Here is an 18,151-nt window from a genome sequence, read left to right on the forward strand (position 1 = left end):
GTGCAGGGCGGGCCCGAGGACCTGCGCACCCGGCTCAAGCAGAGCTGCATGAACCAGGCGGACTGGACGCACAACCGTGCGGGTTGAGCAATTCACTATTAATTAAATAGCTGTAAGCGCTTTGCAGGAAAGCGCTGTAGGCCAATTTGTCTATGCGCCCCGTTGGCTGGGCGCCAGCAGCACCACCAGCGCGCCCGCACCGCCGTCGGCAGGCCGCGCCTGCACGAAGGCCAGCACCTCCTTCTTCTGCACCAGCCAGCCCTGTACGCGGCCCTTGAGCACGGGCGTCTTGCCCGGCGAGCCCAGGCCCTTGCCATGCACGATGCGTACGCAGCGCAGGCCCGTGCGGTGCGCCAGGCGGATGAATTCGCCCAGGGCCTCGCGGGCCTCGTCGGTGCGCAGGCCGTGCAGGTCCAGCTGGCGCTGCAGGCTCCAGTGCCCGGCGCGCAGCCTGCGCGTCACGTCCTGGCCGATGCCGGGACGGCGAAAGCTCAGCTGGTCGTCCACGTCCAGCAGCGTGCTCACGTCGAACTCGTCGCTCAGCGATTCGCGCAGCACGCGCGCCTCGTCCAGCGTGCGCTGCACGGGCTGGGGCTCGGGCGGCACGGGCGCGGGCCAGTGGCGCTCGGGCCGGGCCCTGAGCGGCTGCACGGCGCCCACCGCGTCCTGGAACAGATGGCGCTCGGCGCGGGCGCGGCGCTCGGCCTCGCGCCGCTGCCGCTCGCGCTCGGCCTGCTGCGCGGCGGCCTCCTGCAGGGCGCGGCGCAAGGGCTTCAAGTCGGCGAAGGAGCGGGCCTTGAGTACGGTGTTCATGGGGCAGCGCCGGTTGTAGCGCATCGCTCATGTCCGCCGCGCAGCGGCAGGTATTCGGCGGCGATGAACTGCGTGACCTGGGCGGGGTTGAAGTTGTCGTCGCTCACGAAGACCAGTACGCAGCCGCTGCCCCGGGCCCCGTCCTGCAGCGGTGGGCCCCAGGTCATGCCCTCGATGTTGTCCACCGCCGTGCCCAGCGCCGCCAGGTCGGCCACCAGGGTCTTGGGAGACGGCCGGTGGTTCGCGGGCCTGAGAGCATTGAGGGCCAGCGTGTCGCTGCCCTGGCGCGTGTCGATGCGGTACAGGCGCGCGCCAAAGCCGGCGCCGGCGCTGTAGGCGCGCTCGAGCACCAGCAGGTGGTGCGGCCCGTCGGCCAGGATCTCGCTGACGCCGTTGATCTGCGGGCCGGGCAGGGCGCGCGTGCGCGGCACGGCGTCGGGTTGGTAGGCAATCTGGCGCAGCGGGCGGCCGCTGGCGATGTCGATTTGCGTGATGCGCACCGGGGCGCCGCCGCTCGTGGGCGTGGCCTGCTTGCCGTCCTGGCGCCAGGGCAGCTCCATGGCCAGCCAGGCGCTGTGGCCGTCGGGCGACAGTGTCAGGCCCTCCAGCGTGCCATTGGGGCGTGGGCCGCGCCTTGGCCGGGGCGTGAAGCCGGCCGGCAGGGGGATGTCGCGCACATGCGTGCCATCCAGGCGGCTCTCGCGCAGCTGCGGGCCGAAGCCGCGCGAGAAGTCGCCCTCGCTGGTCCACAGAAAGCCGGCCGTGCCGGGCAGCCAGCGCAGGGCCTCGGCATCGGGACGGTCCATGCCGGGCTGCAGGCGCCACCAGGGCGCAAAGGGCTGGCCGCTGGCGTGCCGCAGTGCATGCACGCTGCTGAACTGCGGTGCCGAGAGCCCGTGCGCGTCATAGCGCAGGCGGGCGGTGTAGACATGCGTCTGCCGCGTGTCGCTGATGAGTAGGTAGGCGTCCTGCTGCGCGTCGTAGTCGATGCCTGAGAACCCGCCTATGGTCGTGCCGCCGTACTCGCTGCCGGAGGAAAGCTCGGCCACGCCGATCAGGCGCAGGTGCGGCGCCAGCAGCGGCTCGGGTGCCGGCGGCGCGAGCGGCAGGGCGCAGCCGGCCAGGGCCAGCAGGGCGATGCAGGCCCAGCGCACAGACCGGGTGCCTGTGCTCACACCAGCCCCTGCTCGGCCATCGACAGGGCGGCGCCCGGCGCCACGATCACATGGTCCAGCACGCGCACGTCCACCAGGGCCAGCGCGGCCTTCAGGGTCTGGGTCAGGGCCTCGTCGGCGCGGCTCGGCTGCACGCTGCCGCTGGGGTGGTTGTGCGCCAGCACCATGGCCGCGGCCTGGTGGTGCAGGGCGCGCAGCACCACCTCGCGCGGGTAGACGCTGGTCTGCGTGAGCGTGCCGCGAAACAGCTCCTCCATCGCGATCAGGCGGTTCTGGCTGTCCAGGAACAGCACGGCAAACACCTCGTGCGCGCGCGCCGCCAGGTGCAGCTGCAGGTATTGCTTGACGGCGCCGGGGCTGCCGAACACCTCGCGCTCGCGCAGCTGCTGGGCCAGGGCGCGGCGCGCCAACTCCAGCACGGCCACCAGCTCGGCGCGCTTGGCCGGCCCCAGGCCCTTGATGCGCGCCAGGTCGGCCGCGCCCGCGTGCAGCAGGCCGGCCATGCCGCCAAAGCCGCCGCCCGTGATGCGGCCGGTGCTGTCGCGCACGGGGTCATCGAGCAGCTCCTGCGCCAGCTGCAGCACGCCCTTGCCGGCCAGGCCGGTGCGCAGCAAGATGGCCAGCAGCTCGGCGTCGGACAGGGCGGCGGGGCCGCGTGCGAGCAGCTTCTCGCGCGGCTGGGCGTCGGCAGGCAGGTCTTTGAGGGGCATGGCGGGAGGCGGTGCGGGGCCGTGGGGGTATACCCGGTTTTCTACAATGGCGGCAGTTTATCGAGAGCCTTCATGACCACAGACACCACCACCGCCACCACCGGCCTGCCTACCGTGCAGCAAGGATCGTTTCTCACGCTGCACTATCGCCTGGCCGGTCCGGCGGGCAATGTGATCAACACCTTCGACGACAAGCCGGCCACGCTGTCGGTGGGCACGGGCGAGCTGTCGCCCGCGCTGGAGCAGCGCCTGATCGGCCTGGCCGAGGGAGCACGCGTGAGCTTCGCGCTGGCCGCCGGCGAGGCCTTTGGCGAGCGCAACCCCGAGATGCAGCAGTGGGTGTCCAGAAAGCTGCTGAGCGAGATGGGCGACCCCGCCGAGGAATACACCGTGGGCGAGGTGGTGGAGTTCCCCACGCCCGACGGCATGGGCCAGTACGCCGGCGTGGTGCTGGAGGTGCGCGAAGACGGCGCCGTGCGCTTTGACTTCAACCACCCGCTGGCGGGCGTGCCCGTGACCTTCGAGGTGCAGCTGATCGGCGTGCTCTGACGATGAACAAGCCCCAGGAAATCGTTCTGGCCGAGCCACGCGGCTTCTGCGCCGGCGTGGACCGCGCCATCGAGATCGTCGAGCGCGCGCTGGCCAAGTTCGGCGCGCCGATCTACGTGCGCCACGAGATCGTGCACAACACCTATGTGGTGAACGACCTCAAGGCCAAGGGCGCGATCTTCATCGAGGATCTGGCCGAGGTGCCGCCCGGCGCCACGCTGATCTTCTCCGCCCATGGCGTGAGCCGTGCCGTGCAGGACGAGGCGCGCGCGCGCGGCTTCACCATTTTCGACGCCACCTGCCCGCTGGTGACCAAGGTGCATGTCGAGGTCGCCAAGCTCGCCAAGGAGGGCTACGAGTTCATCATGATCGGCCACAAGGGCCACCCCGAGGTCGAGGGCACGATGGGCCAGCTGAACGAAGGCATCCACCTGGTCGAAGGCGTGGCCGACGTGGCGCGCGTGCAGCCGTCGCAGACCGAAAAACTCGCCGTGGTCACGCAGACCACGCTCAGCGTGGACGATGCGGCCGAGATCACCGCCGCCGTGCGCGCGCGCTTTCCCACGATCCGCGAGCCCAAGCAGCAGGACATCTGCTACGCCACGCAGAACCGCCAGGACGCAGTGAAGCTGCTCAGCCCCCAGGTGGACCTGGTGATCGTGGTCGGCAGCCCCACCAGCTCCAACAGCAACCGCCTGCGCGAGCTGGCCGAGCGCCTGGGCACCAAGGCCTACATGGTGGACAGTGCCGACGAGCTGCGCCATGAGTGGTTCGACGGCATCGCCCGTGTCGGCCTGACGGCCGGCGCCTCGGCGCCCGAGGTGCTGGTGCAGGCCGTCATCACGCGCATCAAGGAGCTGGGCGCGGTCTCGGTGCGCAAGCTGGCCGGCATCGAGGAAACGCTCAAGTTTCCCCTGCCCAAGGGCCTGAAGCTGGATGCCGCCACGCATCTTGCGCGCGAATGATGAGTGCTGCCGAGGCACGCCCACCCCATTGATGTGCTTCATTATTGATAGCTGTTTGCGCTTGCTGTGTGGGTGATGAGGGCGGTTTTTGTTTATTGATGCAATGCCGGCACCCGGCTGGGGCATGTGACCGGCGGCGGCCAAAGTCCCGCACAATGCAAGACTTCTTACAATTTCCGCCTCTTCACACCCTGGGAGCGCCTCGGGCTCCCTGCATATGGAAATAGCAATACTGTTCGCCCTCATCCTGCTCAATGGCGTGTTCGCCATGTCCGAGCTGGCCCTGGTCTCCGCGCGCAAGACGCGCCTGCAGAAGCTGATCGATGAGGGCGATAGCGGTGCCATTGCGGCCGCCAAGCTGGGCGAAGACCCGACGCGCTTCCTTTCCACCATCCAGATCGGCATCACCTCGATCGGCGTGCTCAACGGCATCGTGGGCGAGGCGGCGCTGGCCAAGCCCCTGGGCGAATGGCTGGTCGGGCTGGGCCTGCAGGCGCAATACGCCAGCTACATCGCCACCGGCCTGGTGGTGCTGTTGATCACCTACTTCTCCATCGTCGTGGGCGAGCTCGTGCCCAAGCGCCTGGGCCAGAGCCACCCCGAGGCCCTGGCGCGCATCGTGGCGCGGCCCATCAACTGGCTGGCGCTGGCCACCAAGCCCTTCGTGCGCCTGCTGTCGATCTCCACCGAGGCCCTGCTGCGCGCGCTGGGCGTGAAGCAGGGCCAGGGCAACGCCGTGACCGAGGACGAGATCCACGCCGTGCTGGCCGAGGGCACGAGCGCCGGCGTGATCGAATCGCACGAGCACCAGATGGTGCGCAACGTGTTCCGCCTGGACGACCGGCAGATCGGCTCGCTCATGGTGCCGCGCGCCGACGTGGTGTTCCTGGACGAGCAGGAGCCGTTCGAGGAAAACCTGCGGCGCATCGAGGAGTCCGACCATGCGCGCTTCCCGGTGGTGCGCGGCGGCATGGAGAACATCCTGGGCGTGCTCAGCGCGCGCCAGTGGATGTCACGCGCCGTGCGCGACGCGGCCGCACGCGACCTGGCCGCGCAGCCGCTGCAGGCGGCGCTGTACGTGCCCGAGACCATCAATGCCCGGGAGCTGCTGGACAACTTCCGCCAGTCCGACATGCACATGGCCTTCGTCATCGACGAATACGGCGAGGTGCAGGGCATCGTCACCCTGCAGGACCTGATTGAGGCCATCACCGGCGAGTTCCAGTCGCTCGACCCGGACGATTCCTGGGCCGTGCAGCGCGAGGACGGCAGCTGGCTGCTCGATGGCCATATCCCCGTGCCCGAGCTCAAGGACCGCCTGCAGCTGACCACCGTGCCGCAGGAAGATCGCGGGCGCTACCAGACGCTCAGCGGCATGATGATGCTGCTCACCGGCAAGCTGCCCGGCGTCACGGATGCCGTGCAGTGGGAGAGCTGGCGCTTCGAGGTGGTGGACATGGACGGCAAGACCATCGACAAGGTGCTGGCCACTCGCCTGCCCGAGGCGCAGCCGCACATGGGCGACCAGGGCCTGAGCGGGGATTGATCCCTCCCTTTAACTCCAGAGGTCCAGCGGCGGATCGGCCACCACGGCGCGCAGCATGTCGGTGCGCGAAACAAAACCCACCAGCAGGCCGAGCTCGTCGGTCACGGGCAGGCCCGGCAGACCCGTGTCCAGCAGCACCGGGGCCACGCGGCGCAGCTCGGTATCGGCGGCCACCGTGGGCACGGGGCTGAGCATGACCTCGGACACTGCGCGGCGCGCCCGCGCAATCGCCAGCGGCACCGCGGCGGGCAGGGGCAGCAGATCCAGCGGCGCCATGTCGGCGCGTAGCAGCAGGCCCACCACCTGCCCCTGGGCGTTCACCACGGGCGCCTGGGCCACGCGCTGCTGCGCCAGCGTCTGCCAGGCCTCGTGCGCCGGCATGTCGGGCGGCACGCTCACGGCGCCCACGGTCATGATGTCGGCCACGCGCAGCACCGGCCGTGGCGGCCCCGGGCCCTGCTCGGTTTGCACATAGGCCGCCGCGGCCTCCTGCAGGCGCTGCTGCTGTGCCGTCTGGCTGGGCTTGGCAATGGGCGGGGCGGCGGCCGCGTCCGGCTCCATGGCGCGCGTGCCCAGCGCCTGGGGGCGTTGCACGCGCTGCACGGGCGCCAGCTGCGCCAGCTTGGTAGGACCGCCGCGGTAAATCTGCCCCGATGGGCCAAACACGAAGAACATCGCCTTGCCTCCTCATCCCATGTTATCGGCGCCCGGCCACTAAAATCGAGGACTATGCTAGACATCCTCCTCCTTCGCAAAGACCTCGCATCGGCCGTCGCCCGGCTGGAAACCCGCAAAAATCCCCAGGCCTTCCTGAACGTGGAGGCGTTCCAGGCGCTGGAAGCCGAGCGCAAGAGGCTGCAGACGCGCACCGAGGAGCTGCAGTCGCAGCGCAACCAGCTGTCCAAGCAAATTGGTGTTTTGATGGGTCAAATTCCTCGTCTCAATGCGACGGAGGAATTCGATCAAGCCGACTTCAACAAGCAGCAAGCAGATGCTTTCAAGCTGAAAGTAGCCCAAATAAATCAAGAGCGCGAGACTTTTGACGCACGTCTGGAGCAAATCCAGGCCGAACTGCACGCCATGCTGGCGGCCGTGCCCAACCTGCCGCACGAGAGCGTGCCCGTGGGCGCCGACGAAGCCGCGAATGTGGAGCTGCGCCGCTGGGGCAGTCCGAAGGCGTTTGACTTCGAGGTCAAGGACCATGTGGATCTGGGCGCGCCGCTGGGGCTGGATTTCGACCTGGGCGCCAAGCTTTCGGGCTCGCGTTTCACCGTGATGCAGGGCCCCATGGCGCGGCTGCACCGGGCGCTGGCGCAGTTCATGCTGGATGTGCAGACCGGCGAGCATGGCTACACCGAATGCTATGTGCCCTACATCGTGAATGCCGACTCGCTCAAGGGCACGGGCCAGCTGCCGAAGTTCGAGGGCGACCTGTTTGCCGCGAAAAAGGGCGGCCAGGAGGGCGAGCCCGCCCCCGACAACGCGCAGCTATACCTCATCCCCACCAGCGAGGTCCCGCTCACCAACATCGTGCGCGACGAGGTGCTGGCCGAGGGTGAGCTGCCCATCAGGCTCACGGCCCACTCGCCATGCTTTCGCTCCGAGGCCGGCAGCTACGGCCGGGACACGCGCGGCATGATCCGCCAGCACCAGTTCGACAAGGTCGAGATGGTGCAGATCGTGCACCCCGACAAGAGCTACGAGGCGCTGGAAGAAATGACGCGCCACGCCGAGGCCATCCTGCAAAAGCTGGGCCTGCCCTACCGGGTGGTCTGCCTGTGCACGGGCGACATGGGCTTCGGCAGCGCCAAGACCTACGATCTGGAGGTCTGGCTGCCCGCGCAGGGCACTTACCGCGAGATCAGCTCGGTGAGCAACTGCGAGGCCTTCCAGGCGCGCCGCATGCAGGCCCGCTTCAAGAACGCCCAGGGCAAGAACGAGCTGGTGCACACCCTGAACGGCTCGGGCCTGGCCGTGGGCCGCGCATTGGTGGCGGTTCTGGAGAACTACCAGAACGCCGACGGCAGCATCACCATCCCCGAGGCGTTGCGGCCGTATATGGGTGGGCAGGCGCAGCTGCAGGCTTGAAAACCCGCCGTGCCCTGAGCCGCTGGCCGCCAGAGCGACGCCCCGCGCACTGCCGGCTGCGCAGGCGATGCCGGGCAGAAGGGCGCTTCAGGCGGCGGCTAACGCGGGCGCTATCGAGAAATCCACCCGTGCCTGCGCCAGTTGCAGCATCGCGGGAATCAATGCCCGAGAGTCACCGCGCCGCCATTGCAGCGCGTAATGCAGCGGCATGAGCGGCGTTCGGCTGCCGATGCTGCGCAGGCCCAGCGTGCCTGGCCAGCCTGTAGGCAGAAATCCCACGCCGACGCCGGTGCGCAGCATGCCAGCCACTGCTCCCCAGCTGTTGCACAGAATGCGCTCGTGCACGGTGGCGCGCTGCGCGAGCAGCCAATCGTCGAGCAGCCGTGTGGTGCCAGCATTGGGCGGCAGCGTGACCAGTGGGTGGCGCTGCAGCAGCGCCGCGGCGCCGAGATGGCTGGCGCCCGTCAGCGCGGGGGCCGCGGCCCAGGTGAAACGGGCCGCCCCCACGGGTTGGGAGAGCAGGGTGCTGCGTGATGAGCGGCCCGCGATGACCGCGAAATCGAGCTCGCCATCATCCAGGCGGCGCTCCAGTACGCCGCCCACGTCCACATACGGCTCCAGGACCAGTTGTGGATATGCCTGCCGCACCGCTGCCACGAAGCCGGGCAGCCAGGTGAGCGCCGAGAGATCGCCCACGCCAAAGCGGCAGTAGCCCGTGAGCGCCTGGTGCGCGTCTACTGCCTGCCCCAGCGCCGCGATGGCGTTGAGCACGTTGAGCGCTGCCGGCAGCAGGCGTTCGCCAGCATCGGTGAGCACGGCACGGTGGCCGCTGCGGTCGAACAATGACTGGCCCAGCACCGATTCCAGCTCGGTGATGCGCTTGGACAGCGACGACACCGACAGGTGCACGCGCTGCGCGGCCGTGGCGAAGTTGCTGCAGGTTGCCGCCCACCAGAAGGCCTCGAGCTGCTTGATGGATGGCGTGGCCATAGAGTTTGTTCTATTTGAGCGAATGAATCTATTCTAAATATTTCGCTTTTATTCCATTCCGTGCTTGCCTACAGTGACATCTGTTTTGAAGTCCGTCGAAGTCCGCACATGGCCACCATCCTCTCCTCGCTACCAGATGCCCAGTCCCCAGCCGCCTTGGCGGCGCTCGCGCCGCGACCGCCTGCCGTGCTGCGCCGCATGCTGTCGCTGGGCGATTTCGAGGAGGCCGCACGCCGGCGTCTGCCGCGCCCCATCTTTGGCTACATCGCCGGCGCGGCAGAGGACAACGTCTCGCTGCGCGACAACCGCAAGGTGTTCGATGAATATGGTTTCACCACGCGCGTGCTGTGCGATGTATCGCAGCGCTCGCAGGCCGTGGAGCTGTTTGGCGAGCGCTACAGCAGCCCTTTCGGCATAGCGCCCATGGGCATCAACGCCCTGTCCACCTACCGGGGCGACCTGGTGCTGGCGCGCGCGGCGCAGCGTGCGGGCATTGCTTCGGTCTTGAGCGCAACCTCGCTGATCCCGCTGGAGGAGGTGGCACGCGAAAGCCCCGGCACCTGGTTCCAGGCCTACCTGCCGGGAGACCAGGCGCGTATCGACGCGCTGATCGACCGCGTGGCGCACGCGGGGTTTCGCACGCTCGTGGTCACGGTGGACATTCCCATCTCGGCCAACCGCGAGAACAACATCCGTACGGGCTTCTCGACGCCGCTCAAGCCCAGCCTGCGCCTTGCCTGGGATGGCATGGTGCGGCCGCGCTGGGTGGCAGGTACTTTGCTGCGCACGCTGCTGCACCATGGCATGCCGCACTTCGAGAACTCGTTTGCCACGCGTGGCGCGCCCATCGTGTCGTCCAGCGTGTTGCGCGACTTCTCGGCGCGCGACCACCTGAGCTGGCGCCATATCGAGGCCATCCGCCGGCGCTGGAAGGGGCCGCTGGTCGTCAAAGGCATCCTCAGCGTGGAGGATGCGCTGAAGGCGCGGCATGCGGGCGCCGATGGCGTCGTGCTGTCCAACCACGGCGGCCGCCAGCTCGACGGCGCCGTGTCGGCCATGCGCATCCTTGAGGCCGTGGTGGCCGCCCTGGGACCCTGCTACCCCGTGCTCATCGATGGGGGATTCCGGCGTGGCTCCGATGTGCTCAAAGCGCTCGCACTGGGCGCGCGCATGGTGCTCGTGGGGCGGCCTTTCAACTATGCCGCCGCCGTGGCTGGGGAGGCCGGGGTGCTGCATGCCATCGCGCTGCTGCGTGATGAGATCGACCGCAATCTGGCCATGCTGGGCGCCAAGAGGTGCCAGGAGATCGGCCCGCAGCACATCGTGCGCCGCTGAGCCCGATGCGGCGACGGCGTTCGTTCTTTGCAACCCAGGTCACTATTTCTGTTGGAATCGCGAGTCTGGCTCCAGGTTCATACCTCGTTGGACAAGACGCAGATTGGAAAAATAAGAGAAAAGTCCTGCTAGAATCGTCGGCTTCGACACACAGGAGAGGTGGCAGAGTGGTCGAATGTACCTGACTCGAAATCAGGCGTACGTGCAAGCGTACCGTGGGTTCGAATCCCACCCTCTCCGCCAAATAAAAAGCCTAAGTGATTGATTCACTTGGGCTTTTTTCTTGTGCGTGTGAATAGCGTTGACACCAAGGACTTGCAAAAAGGGCAAGCAAGATGTCATCAAGGATCAAACGCACGCAACGCGACTACCCGCTGGTTTTTAAACTGGCTGTAGTCGCTCAGGTAGAAAAAGGCGAGCTGACGTACAGGCAGGCCCAGGAGCGCTACGGCATCCAGGGCCGCTCGACGGTGCTGGTGTGGCTGCGCAAGCACGGGCGGCTGGGCTGGAGCACTGCGGCATCATCGGCCGCCATGCCCCTTGATAAAACACCTGCCGAGCTCACCCCGGAGCAGCGCATAAAGCAGCTGGAAGTCCAGCTCAAGGACGTCCAGCAAAAGGCACAGTTGTTCGAGGCCATGATCGACGTGCTGCGCAAGGACTACGGGGTGGCTGACAAGCCCCTGCGGAACTTCAAGGCCCGAGTCCGGCAACTCACGCGCCGCTCAGGCGGGCGCAGCCTGGAGCAGGCGGTGGAGAAACTTAGGCCCTACTTGCTGGGCTGGAAGGGCTACTTCGGGATGGCGCAAACGCCCAGGGTCTGGCGAGTGCTGGACGAGTGGCTGCGCCACCGACTGCGGGCAGTCCAGCTCAAACACTGGAAGCGATCCAGGACGATCTACCGGGAACTCAAGGCATTGGATGCATCCGATGAGGTAGCCAAGCAGGTGGCGGGCAACTGCCACCGCTGGTGGCGCAACAGTGGCATGCTACTCAACAAGGTGCTGACCCTTGCGTACTTCGACCGGTTGGGAGTGCCCAGGCTGTCCTGACCTCAAACCTTCGAACCGCCCGGTGCGGATCTGCATGCCGGGTGGTGTGGCAGGGGCGCCTCCGACAATGGAGGCCCCCTATGCCGATTTGTGGCTGTATTGGTATGCCATAGCATGCTGGCTTTGTTCGGATGAACTTGGCGCCCCCCGTCAAGCGGATGCCCGCCGGAGCAGGCATTGCGCAGTGTGCAAGCCGAGAGTGCGGACGGCGTGGCCGATAGAATGGCTCTCCTTAACTTTCAGCCTATTTTCTGGCGTTCCCACATATGGACTGGCATACCTGGATGGCTTTTTTTGCGGCTTCATGGGTGATTGCCATCTCGCCAGGCTCGGGGGCCGTGCTGTCCATGAGCCATGGCCTGTCCTACGGCGTGCGCAAGACGGGAGCCACTATCCTGGGGCTGGAGCTGGGCCTGCTGTTCATCCTCATCGTCGCGGGTGCGGGCGTGGGCTCGCTGCTCATCGCATCGGAGCTGGCCTTCACCGTGGTCAAGGTGTTGGGCGCCTGTTATCTGATCTACCTGGGCTTCAGCCAGTGGCGCGCGGGCTCTGCCGGCACTCTGGGCGGTGATCTGCTGGCCGCGCCTGCAAGCTGGCGCCGGCGCGTGCTCACCGGCGTGCTGACCAACGCCACCAATCCCAAGGGCATCCTGTTCATGGTGGCCGTGCTTCCGCAGTTCATGTCCGAATCGCGCCCGCTGTGGAGTCAGCTGCTGGTCATGGCTGTGACCCTGGTGTCGGTGGACCTGATCGTCATGAACGGCTATGCCGCCAGTGCCAGTGTGTTGCGCCGCTGGATGCGGAACGCCAGCGCCATGCGCGCGCAAAACCGCATCTTCGGTGGCCTGTTGATGCTGGTGGGCGCGGGTCTGTTCTTCGTCAAGCGCGGCACACAGCACCAATGATGCATTTGAATTGATAGCTGTTTGCGCTTTGTGGGTGGGCGTTTAAGGTCAATTTCATCCAAATCATAGAGGGAGCTCACATGCCGGTCATCGCAGTTGCCAGCCCCAAGGGCGGGGTGGGCAAGTCCACGCTGTCCACCAACATCGCCGGCTACTTCGCCAGCCACGGTCACCAGGTCGCGCTGGGCGATGCCGACCGCCAGCAGTCCGCGCGGCTGTGGCTCAAGCAGCGCCCCGCCACGGCGCGCTCCATAGGTGTCTGGGAGGTGGACGCCGACTGGATCAGCGCTCCGCCATCGCAGGTCACGCACGCCGTGCTGGACACGCCCGCGGGCTTGGGCGGCTGGCGCCTGAAGGATGCGCTGAACCTGGCCGACCGCATCATCGTGCCGCTGCAGCCCAGCCTGTTCGACATCTTTGCCACCGGCCAGTATCTGGACGAGCTGGCGGCGCAGCGCAAAGGGGGGCTGGCGCAGGTGGCCATCGTCGGCATGCGTGTCGATCCGCGCACCATCGTCGCCGAGAAGCTGCGCAACTTCGTGGACAGCCTGGGCCTGCCGGTGCTGGGCTATCTGCGCAACACGCAAAACTATGTCCAACTGGCGGCCCAGGGTCAGTCGGTGTTTGACGTGACGCCCTCGCGCGTGGCGCGCGACCTGGAGCAGTGGCAGGGCATCTGCAGCTGGCTGGACGCGGCCTGAGGCATGAAAAGGCCGCTGCGCCCCGGCAGGGGCGAGCGGCCCGAGGAGCCTTGTGGGGAGGGATCGATGAATGGCTTTTCGCCCCTCCCGCCGCCAGGTGCGCGTTAGCGTACTCGTCGTGGTAACGAACAGGTGTTACCACTCGCCATAGCTGGGCAGGGTGCCGTTGGTACGTGCGGCCATGAATTCGGCAATCACCGCTTCGCGGGTGAGCGAGCTGGGCTGCGATTGCATGCTGTCTGCCGGGTAGTTGCCCTCATATTGGATGGCCGCGTCGGCATGCGCGGCGGTGATGGCGCCCAGCGTGATTACGGCGGCGATCAGGGCGCGTGCATTCTTGCGCATGGTTGTAGTCCTTTCATTGCTGGGTTGTCGACTTCTTGGTCTAGGGCCGCAGCGGGTGGGCCAGGGGCCAAGGGCGGTTGTTGCCAGAGGAGTAATGGCGTCCACGGCGCACACTTTATTAAGTATTAACCCGTGGAAAAAGCCGTTTCCCTGCAATGATTGCGTCGTGAAATTGAAATAATCCCACCCAATGCAAGCGTGGGGGCTGGGTATGGACAGATTGATGACGATGCGCGTATTCCAGACCGTGGCCGATCAGGGCGGCTTCGCGGCCGCGGCGCGCGTTCTGGACATGTCGCCCGCGACGGTGACGCGGTTTGTGGCCGACCTGGAGCGCGATGTAGGCGCGCGCCTGCTGCAGCGCACCACGCGCCGGGTGTCGCTGACCGAGGCCGGCCTGGTCTATCTGGCGCGCGTGCGCGCGATCCTGGCCGATGTGGAGGAGGCGCGGGCCATGGCGCAGGAAGACACCGTGGGCATGGGCGGCGTGCTGCGTGTGTGTGCCGGCCCGGTGCTGGCCACGCATATCTTGGCGCCACTAGTGGCCGAGTTTCGAGCCCGAAATCCGGCCGTGTTGCTCGATATCCATGTGCGGCTTGGAGGCGCCGCCCTGATCGCCGACCATGACATCACGCTGCTCAGTGCGCCCTCGGACTTCGACGCGGATGTGATCGCGCGGCCCTTTGCGTCCACGGTAGGCGTGCTGTGTGCTGCGCCCGCCTATCTGCAGCGTCGCCCCGCGCCGCGCACGCCGCAGGACTTGCCAGCACATGATTGCCTGCTGGCCCACAACATGGATATCCGCGGCGGCGTAATGCGGCTCAGCCATCCAGAGCACGCGGATCGTGTGGCCGAGGTGGCATTGCGGCCGGTGTGCGTGGTCAATCATGCCGATACGCTGATGGCGGCCACGCTCGGCGGCGCCGGTATTGCCGTCCTGTCAGTGGACCTGATCGCAGAGCATTTGCGCGCGGGCCGGCTGGTGCGCGTGCTCGCGCCATGGATCTGCGGCAACTACACGCTGTATGCCGCCTTGCCCAGCCGCAAGTTCATGCCGGCGCGCACCCGGGCCTTTCTGGATTTCCTGACCGAGCGCACGCGCAGTCGCATCCGTGATGCGCTGAGCGAATAGGCCTTCAGGAAGGTGCCGTGGTGGGTGCGAGAAAGCTGTTTTGCCGCCAGGCCTCGAACACCGTTACGGCCACCGCGTTCGACAGGTTCAGGCTGCGCTGGCCGGCCCGCATGGGCAGGCGCAGGCGCTGTGCGGGGGCAAAGGTCGCGCGCAGCTCGGGGGGCAGGCCGCGTGATTCGGGACCGAACACCAGCCAGTCGCCGGGCAGAAAGCCCGTGTCGTATACCGAGCGCGTGCCATGCGTGGTGAGGGCGAACATGCGCGCCGGGTCGGGCTGCATCTCACGCAAGAGGGCCGTCCAGTCGCCGTGGCGATGCACCTCGGCGTACTCGTGATAGTCCAGGCCCGCGCGGCGCATGAGCCGGTCTTCCATCGAGAACCCCAGTGGTTCCACCAGGTGCAGTGTGCAGCCGGTGTTGGCCGCCAGCCGGATCACGTTGCCGGTATTGGGGGGGATTTCGGGCTCTACCAGGACGATGTGAAACATGGCGCTATTGTCAACCGGGACGGCGCTGTGCTCTGGCTCCCATCGCGGCGCTTCGTCACGATGTGCGCGCCAGCACCATGGCCGTGATGTGCTTTGCGCCCGCCTCGCGCAAGGGGGCGGCGGCGGCGTGCAGCGTGGCGCCGGTGGTCATTACGTCATCCACCAGCAGCACGCGCCGGCCCATCACCTGCGCCGCCTGAAGCGGATCAAGCGCAAAGGCGCCGCGCAGGTTGTGCAGGCGCTCGGCGCGCGTGAGGTGGCTCTGTGCCTCGGAGTCGCGCGTGCGCAGCAGCAGTTGCGCCTGCACGCGCGTGCTACCCAGCTGGCGCGCGAGCAACAGGGCCTGGTTGTAGCCGCGCTGCCGTAGCCGTGCGGGCGCCAGCGGCACGGGCAGCACCAGGTCGGCCTGGGCCAGCGCAGTCGGCGCGCCCGGCATCTGGTGCATGAGCGCTGCGAGCGCGGCTGCCCAGCCTGGATCGCCCTGGAACTTGAATTGCGCCAGCAGATGCGCCCAGGGATAGGCGTAGTTCACCGCGGCCAGGCAGGCGTCCAGCGGTGGCGGGTGCCGCAGGCATTGACCGCATTGCGCCACCCCGTCCGGCACGGTGCAGGCGCATGTCGCGCAGCGTGCAAGTTGCGGCGCAAACCGCGCGCGGCACGCGTTGCACACGCGCCGCGTGGGCCAAGAGTGGCAGACGGCGCACTGGCTGGGCAGCCGGTTTGCCAAGGCGCTCAAGGCCCGCAGGCCCTGGCGCCATATCCCTGCAGGGTGCGCGTCAAGCATGGGCTCAATATACTCGCCGCCTTCTATTGCCGCCATTCTTCGCCGCCATTTGCGGCTCGCCATGTCCGCACAACTGCCTCCCACCATTGACCCGGTTGCCGCCGCACGCTGGCATGCGCGGCTGAGCGATGACTCGCCCTGGCTGCACGAGGAGGTGGCGCGGCGCATGCAGGAACGCTTGCAGTGGATCGTCAACGCGCCCGCGTCCTGGTGCGACTGGGATCCGCTGCGCGGTGGTGTGCAGGGCCATGCACTGGTGAGGGAGCGCTTTGCGCAGGCCGTGTGTCAGGTTGCGGAAACTTCTTCACCCCTTGGGGAAGTGGCTGCGCGTGCGCGTTTTGCCCAGCCCTGGTGGAGCCCGGCGCGCTGGTCCGCGGCCGCGCCGCGCTTTGGCCTGCCGCAGGCGGGCAGCCAGCAGATGCTGTGGGCCAACATGGCGCTGCACATGGCGGCCGACCCGCAGGCGCTGATTGCCCAGTGGCACCGGGCGCTGGCGGTGGACGGCTACCTGATGTTCTCCTGTCTGGGGCCGGACACGCTGCGCGAGCTGCGTGACCTGTATGCCGAGTTGGGCTGGCCCGCGCCCGGCCACGCCCTGACCGACATGCACGACTGGGGCGACATGCTGGTGCAGGCAGGTTTTGCCGAGCCCATCATGGACATGGAGCGCATCACACTGACCTTTGCCACGCCCCAGCGCCTGCTGCAGGAGCTCCGCGGCCTGGGGCGCAATCTGCACCCGCAGCGTTTTGCTGCGTTGCGCGGACGCAACTGGCGCGCGCGGCTGGAGCAAATGCTGGCCCAGCGCCTGGCCGATCCGCGCCACGAAGGCCAGCTGGTCCTGACCTTCGAAATCGTCTACGGCCATGCCTTCAAACCCGCGCCGCGCGTACGCGTCGAGGGCAGCAGCGCCGTGTCGCTGCAGGACATGCGCGCCATGCTGCATGCGGGCCGTACAACAGGACGTTGAGCGAGTAATAGCGTGGTTTACGCTGTCAATGATTCTCGTCAAGGCACGCTAGAATAATTTTCGATCACGTAATCGGAACTCTCTTGGCGTGGTGAAACCTGGCAACTGCCAGGCCTTGCTTGTCGCATCCTCCGGGGTCCTGGGGCGCCATGGCGGCCTTAGTTCTCCTTATGTGCGGTACTTCCTGATGTTCTTTTCCTGGGACTAACGCGTATTGCCGTCGGTTTCAGGGCTGGGCATGCTGAAAGCGATCGAGAGAGCCTGTGCGGGGCGCGCACCGGGCCGGGTCACGGAGACAACAGGCTGCCAGGAGAGCGGTCTGGACTGATTCAAGAAGCGACAGCCATGCTGCCGCAAGACTTTGCGCACCGCCGGTTAGCGGGTGGGGCCGCAAGGGATTGGTCAACTGGAGCTGAGACACAAGAGAGAACCATGACAAGCATTTCCAACAAGCTGGCTTCCCTGTTGCTGGTATCGCTCGCATCCCTGGGTACGGCCGCACATGCGGTACAGGATCTGCCCGGTGGGCCGGCGGTCAGGCAGCTCAACCTGCACCCGCCCGTCACCCGGATCGCCGCGGCGCAGCATGACCTGCACTGGATGCTGCTGATCATCTGCACAGTCATCTTCGTTGGTGTGTTCGGCGTCATGTTCTATTCCATCTGGCATCACCGCAAGTCGCGTGGTGCCAAGGCGGCGCATTTTCATGAATCAACGGCCATCGAAGTCACCTGGACGGTGATCCCATTCCTGATCGTGATCGCCATGGCCGCGCCTGCCACCAAGGTCATCGTCGCGCAAAAGGACACGAGCAACGCCGAACTCACCATCAAGGTCACGGGTTACCAATGGAAGTGGGGCTACGACTACCTCACCGGAGAAGGGGAGGGCATAGGCTTTCTCTCCACGCTTGACTCATCGCAGCGCGCGCTCTCCAGCGCCGGCACGCCACAGGGCGACGACTATCTGCTGAAAGTGGACAACCCGCTGGTCGTTCCGGTGAACAAGAAGGTGCGCATCATCACCACCGCCAATGATGTGATCCATTCATGGATGGTGCCGTCTTTCGGCGTCAAGCAGGACGCCATACCGGGCTTTGTGCGCGACACCTGGTTTCGCGCCGAGAAGCCGGGCGACTACTACGGGCAGTGCGTGGAGCTGTGCGGTAAGGAGCATGCCTACATGCCCATCCACGTGAGGGTGCTGCCCCAGGCCGAGTACGCGGCCTGGGTCGATGCCGAGCAGAAGAAGGCTGCCGCCAAGCGTGACGACCCGAACAAGGTCTGGACCCTGGAGGCGCTGCTGCCACGCGGTGATAAGGTCTATGCAGCCCATTGCGCGGCCTGCCACCAGGCCAATGGCAAGGGGGCGGGGCCGATCAAGCCGCTCGATGGCTCGGCCATCGTCAAGGACGCTGATCATGCACGGCAGATCCAGGTGGTTCTCAAGGGCGCGGCCAATGGCGCCATGCCCTCCTGGGCAGCCCTGAGCGATACCGATCTGGCGGCCGTGGTTACCTATACCAAGAATGCCTGGTCGAACAAGACCGGTCAGCTGGTGCAGCCGGCGGAAATCGTGGCCCAGCGCGGCAAGTGAAACCCCAA

18 protein-coding genes, 1 tRNA gene and 2 pseudogenes are annotated in these 18,151 nt (G+C 66.9%); 13 read left to right on the forward strand and 8 right to left on the reverse strand.

Annotation, left to right across the window (positions count from 1 at the left end):
- Nucleotides 1-150: 150 nt before the first annotated feature.
- The 3 genes from P7644_RS04950 to radC are packed head-to-tail and all read right to left on the reverse strand — an operon-like array spanning nucleotide 151 to nucleotide 2,698.
- The gene (locus P7644_RS04950; protein ID WP_404301956.1) at nucleotides 151-813 is read right to left on the reverse strand and encodes a Smr/MutS family protein; all 663 of its coding nucleotides are present in this window, start codon (nucleotides 811-813) and stop codon (nucleotides 151-153) included.
- Entirely contained in the window at nucleotides 810-1,988 is a 1,179-nt protein-coding gene (locus tag P7644_RS04955; RefSeq protein ID WP_404301957.1) for an esterase-like activity of phytase family protein, read from the reverse strand. Before P7644_RS04955 ends, P7644_RS04950 begins: the two co-directional genes overlap by 4 nt.
- The gene (gene radC / locus P7644_RS04960) at nucleotides 1,985-2,698 is read right to left on the reverse strand and encodes a DNA repair protein RadC (RefSeq protein ID WP_404301960.1); all 714 of its coding nucleotides are present in this window, start codon (nucleotides 2,696-2,698) and stop codon (nucleotides 1,985-1,987) included. The genes P7644_RS04955 and radC overlap by 4 nt, the downstream gene beginning before the upstream one ends.
- Nucleotides 2,699-2,770: 72 nt before the next feature.
- On the opposite strand from radC, the gene P7644_RS04965 reads away from it, so the two are divergent.
- The 3 genes from P7644_RS04965 to P7644_RS04975 all read left to right on the forward strand — a co-directional run bounded on the left by P7644_RS04965 (nucleotide 2,771) and on the right by P7644_RS04975 (nucleotide 5,758).
- A complete protein-coding gene (locus P7644_RS04965) occupies nucleotides 2,771-3,247 on the forward strand; it encodes a peptidylprolyl isomerase (protein WP_404301962.1) in 477 nt (158 codons plus the stop codon).
- Nucleotides 3,248-3,249: 2 nt separating this feature from the next.
- Nucleotides 3,250-4,212, forward strand: a complete 963-nt coding sequence (ispH, locus tag P7644_RS04970; RefSeq protein ID WP_404301963.1) for a 4-hydroxy-3-methylbut-2-enyl diphosphate reductase — start codon at nucleotides 3,250-3,252, stop codon at nucleotides 4,210-4,212.
- A 217-nt stretch (nucleotides 4,213-4,429) separates the two neighbouring features.
- Nucleotides 4,430-5,758, forward strand: a complete 1,329-nt coding sequence (locus tag P7644_RS04975) for a hemolysin family protein (protein ID WP_404301965.1) — start codon at nucleotides 4,430-4,432, stop codon at nucleotides 5,756-5,758.
- Nucleotides 5,759-5,767: 9 nt separating this feature from the next.
- Here P7644_RS04975 and P7644_RS04980 read toward each other — a convergent pair whose 3' ends face one another.
- Nucleotides 5,768-6,433, reverse strand: a complete 666-nt coding sequence (locus tag P7644_RS04980) for an HPP family protein (RefSeq protein ID WP_404301966.1) — start codon at nucleotides 6,431-6,433, stop codon at nucleotides 5,768-5,770.
- Nucleotides 6,434-6,487: 54 nt separating this feature from the next.
- On the opposite strand from P7644_RS04980, the gene serS reads away from it, so the two are divergent.
- Nucleotides 6,488-7,846, forward strand: a complete 1,359-nt coding sequence (gene serS / locus P7644_RS04985) for a serine--tRNA ligase (protein ID WP_404301968.1) — start codon at nucleotides 6,488-6,490, stop codon at nucleotides 7,844-7,846.
- Nucleotides 7,847-7,933: 87 nt separating this feature from the next.
- On the opposite strand, the gene P7644_RS04990 is transcribed toward serS, so the two are convergent.
- Nucleotides 7,934-8,836, reverse strand: coding sequence for a LysR family transcriptional regulator (locus P7644_RS04990; protein WP_404301969.1), 903 nt, complete (start codon nucleotides 8,834-8,836; stop codon nucleotides 7,934-7,936).
- 108 nt (nucleotides 8,837-8,944) lie between these two features.
- On the opposite strand from P7644_RS04990, the gene P7644_RS04995 reads away from it, so the two are divergent.
- From P7644_RS04995 to P7644_RS05020, 6 genes and pseudogenes are all read left to right on the forward strand, one after another.
- On the forward strand, nucleotides 8,945-10,171 hold the full coding sequence (locus P7644_RS04995) for an alpha-hydroxy acid oxidase (protein WP_404301970.1): 1,227 nt from the start codon (nucleotides 8,945-8,947) through the stop codon (nucleotides 10,169-10,171).
- A 153-nt stretch (nucleotides 10,172-10,324) separates the two neighbouring features.
- A tRNA-Ser gene (locus tag P7644_RS05000) sits at nucleotides 10,325-10,414 on the forward strand.
- 92 nt (nucleotides 10,415-10,506) lie between these two features.
- Nucleotides 10,507-10,845: pseudogene (locus tag P7644_RS05005) on the forward strand (IS3 family transposase); the annotation flags it as partial.
- Nucleotides 10,840-11,223: pseudogene (locus tag P7644_RS05010) on the forward strand (group II intron maturase-specific domain-containing protein); the annotation flags it as partial. The pseudogenes P7644_RS05005 and P7644_RS05010, both read left to right, overlap by 6 nt.
- Before the next feature lie 266 nt (nucleotides 11,224-11,489).
- Nucleotides 11,490-12,128, forward strand: coding sequence for a LysE family transporter (locus P7644_RS05015; protein ID WP_404301971.1), 639 nt, complete (start codon nucleotides 11,490-11,492; stop codon nucleotides 12,126-12,128).
- Nucleotides 12,129-12,208: 80 nt separating this feature from the next.
- The gene (locus tag P7644_RS05020; protein WP_404301972.1) at nucleotides 12,209-12,829 is read left to right on the forward strand and encodes an AAA family ATPase; all 621 of its coding nucleotides are present in this window, start codon (nucleotides 12,209-12,211) and stop codon (nucleotides 12,827-12,829) included.
- A 135-nt stretch (nucleotides 12,830-12,964) separates the two neighbouring features.
- On the opposite strand, the gene P7644_RS05025 is transcribed toward P7644_RS05020, so the two are convergent.
- The gene (locus P7644_RS05025) at nucleotides 12,965-13,174 is read right to left on the reverse strand and encodes a DUF4148 domain-containing protein (RefSeq protein WP_404301973.1); all 210 of its coding nucleotides are present in this window, start codon (nucleotides 13,172-13,174) and stop codon (nucleotides 12,965-12,967) included.
- Nucleotides 13,175-13,397: 223 nt separating this feature from the next.
- Between P7644_RS05025 and P7644_RS05030 the strand changes: the two genes are divergently transcribed.
- On the forward strand, nucleotides 13,398-14,306 hold the full coding sequence (locus P7644_RS05030; RefSeq protein WP_404301974.1) for a LysR substrate-binding domain-containing protein: 909 nt from the start codon (nucleotides 13,398-13,400) through the stop codon (nucleotides 14,304-14,306).
- A gap of 4 nt (nucleotides 14,307-14,310) precedes the next feature.
- Here P7644_RS05030 and P7644_RS05035 read toward each other — a convergent pair whose 3' ends face one another.
- Complete coding sequence (locus P7644_RS05035; protein WP_404301975.1) at nucleotides 14,311-14,793, reverse strand: tRNA (cytidine(34)-2'-O)-methyltransferase; 483 nt, start codon at nucleotides 14,791-14,793, stop codon at nucleotides 14,311-14,313.
- Nucleotides 14,794-14,848: 55 nt separating this feature from the next.
- A complete protein-coding gene (locus P7644_RS05040) occupies nucleotides 14,849-15,577 on the reverse strand; it encodes a ComF family protein (protein ID WP_404301976.1) in 729 nt (242 codons plus the stop codon).
- A gap of 61 nt (nucleotides 15,578-15,638) precedes the next feature.
- On the opposite strand from P7644_RS05040, the gene P7644_RS05045 reads away from it, so the two are divergent.
- Together P7644_RS05045 and coxB are read left to right on the forward strand one after the other, a co-directional pair.
- Nucleotides 15,639-16,547 carry a biotin synthase gene (locus P7644_RS05045; RefSeq protein WP_404301977.1) on the forward strand — a complete coding sequence of 303 codons (909 nt, stop codon included), beginning with the start codon at nucleotides 15,639-15,641 and terminating at the stop codon, nucleotides 16,545-16,547.
- A gap of 432 nt (nucleotides 16,548-16,979) precedes the next feature.
- The gene (gene coxB, locus P7644_RS05050; RefSeq protein ID WP_404301978.1) at nucleotides 16,980-18,143 is read left to right on the forward strand and encodes a cytochrome c oxidase subunit II; all 1,164 of its coding nucleotides are present in this window, start codon (nucleotides 16,980-16,982) and stop codon (nucleotides 18,141-18,143) included.
- Nucleotides 18,144-18,151: the final 8 nt, after the last annotated feature.

Source organism: Alicycliphilus denitrificans (assembly GCF_044792555.1).
Taxonomy (GTDB): domain Bacteria; phylum Pseudomonadota; class Gammaproteobacteria; order Burkholderiales; family Burkholderiaceae_C; genus Alicycliphilus; species Alicycliphilus denitrificans_A.

Excerpts from the sequence above, each read along its gene's own strand:
- coxB (WP_404301978.1), top strand. The coding sequence starts at position 16,980 with ATGACAAGCATTTCCAACAAGCTGGCTTCCCTGTTGCTGGTATCGCTC.
- serS (WP_404301968.1), top strand. The coding sequence starts at position 6,488 with ATGCTAGACATCCTCCTCCTTCGCAAAGACCTCGCATCGGCCGTCGCC.
- P7644_RS04990 (WP_404301969.1), bottom strand. The coding sequence starts at position 8,836 with ATGGCCACGCCATCCATCAAGCAGCTCGAGGCCTTCTGGTGGGCGGCA.
- P7644_RS05025 (WP_404301973.1), bottom strand. The coding sequence starts at position 13,174 with ATGCGCAAGAATGCACGCGCCCTGATCGCCGCCGTAATCACGCTGGGC.
- P7644_RS04950 (WP_404301956.1), bottom strand. The coding sequence starts at position 813 with ATGAACACCGTACTCAAGGCCCGCTCCTTCGCCGACTTGAAGCCCTTG.
- radC (WP_404301960.1), bottom strand. The coding sequence starts at position 2,698 with ATGCCCCTCAAAGACCTGCCTGCCGACGCCCAGCCGCGCGAGAAGCTG.
- P7644_RS04975 (WP_404301965.1), top strand. The coding sequence starts at position 4,430 with ATGGAAATAGCAATACTGTTCGCCCTCATCCTGCTCAATGGCGTGTTC.
- ispH (WP_404301963.1), top strand. The coding sequence starts at position 3,250 with ATGAACAAGCCCCAGGAAATCGTTCTGGCCGAGCCACGCGGCTTCTGC.
- P7644_RS05035 (WP_404301975.1), bottom strand. The coding sequence starts at position 14,793 with ATGTTTCACATCGTCCTGGTAGAGCCCGAAATCCCCCCCAATACCGGC.
- P7644_RS04980 (WP_404301966.1), bottom strand. The coding sequence starts at position 6,433 with ATGTTCTTCGTGTTTGGCCCATCGGGGCAGATTTACCGCGGCGGTCCT.
- P7644_RS05020 (WP_404301972.1), top strand. The coding sequence starts at position 12,209 with ATGCCGGTCATCGCAGTTGCCAGCCCCAAGGGCGGGGTGGGCAAGTCC.
- P7644_RS05045 (WP_404301977.1), top strand. The coding sequence starts at position 15,639 with ATGTCCGCACAACTGCCTCCCACCATTGACCCGGTTGCCGCCGCACGC.
- P7644_RS04995 (WP_404301970.1), top strand. The coding sequence starts at position 8,945 with ATGGCCACCATCCTCTCCTCGCTACCAGATGCCCAGTCCCCAGCCGCC.
- P7644_RS05040 (WP_404301976.1), bottom strand. The coding sequence starts at position 15,577 with ATGCTTGACGCGCACCCTGCAGGGATATGGCGCCAGGGCCTGCGGGCC.
- P7644_RS04965 (WP_404301962.1), top strand. The coding sequence starts at position 2,771 with ATGACCACAGACACCACCACCGCCACCACCGGCCTGCCTACCGTGCAG.
- P7644_RS05030 (WP_404301974.1), top strand. The coding sequence starts at position 13,398 with ATGACGATGCGCGTATTCCAGACCGTGGCCGATCAGGGCGGCTTCGCG.
- P7644_RS05015 (WP_404301971.1), top strand. The coding sequence starts at position 11,490 with ATGGACTGGCATACCTGGATGGCTTTTTTTGCGGCTTCATGGGTGATT.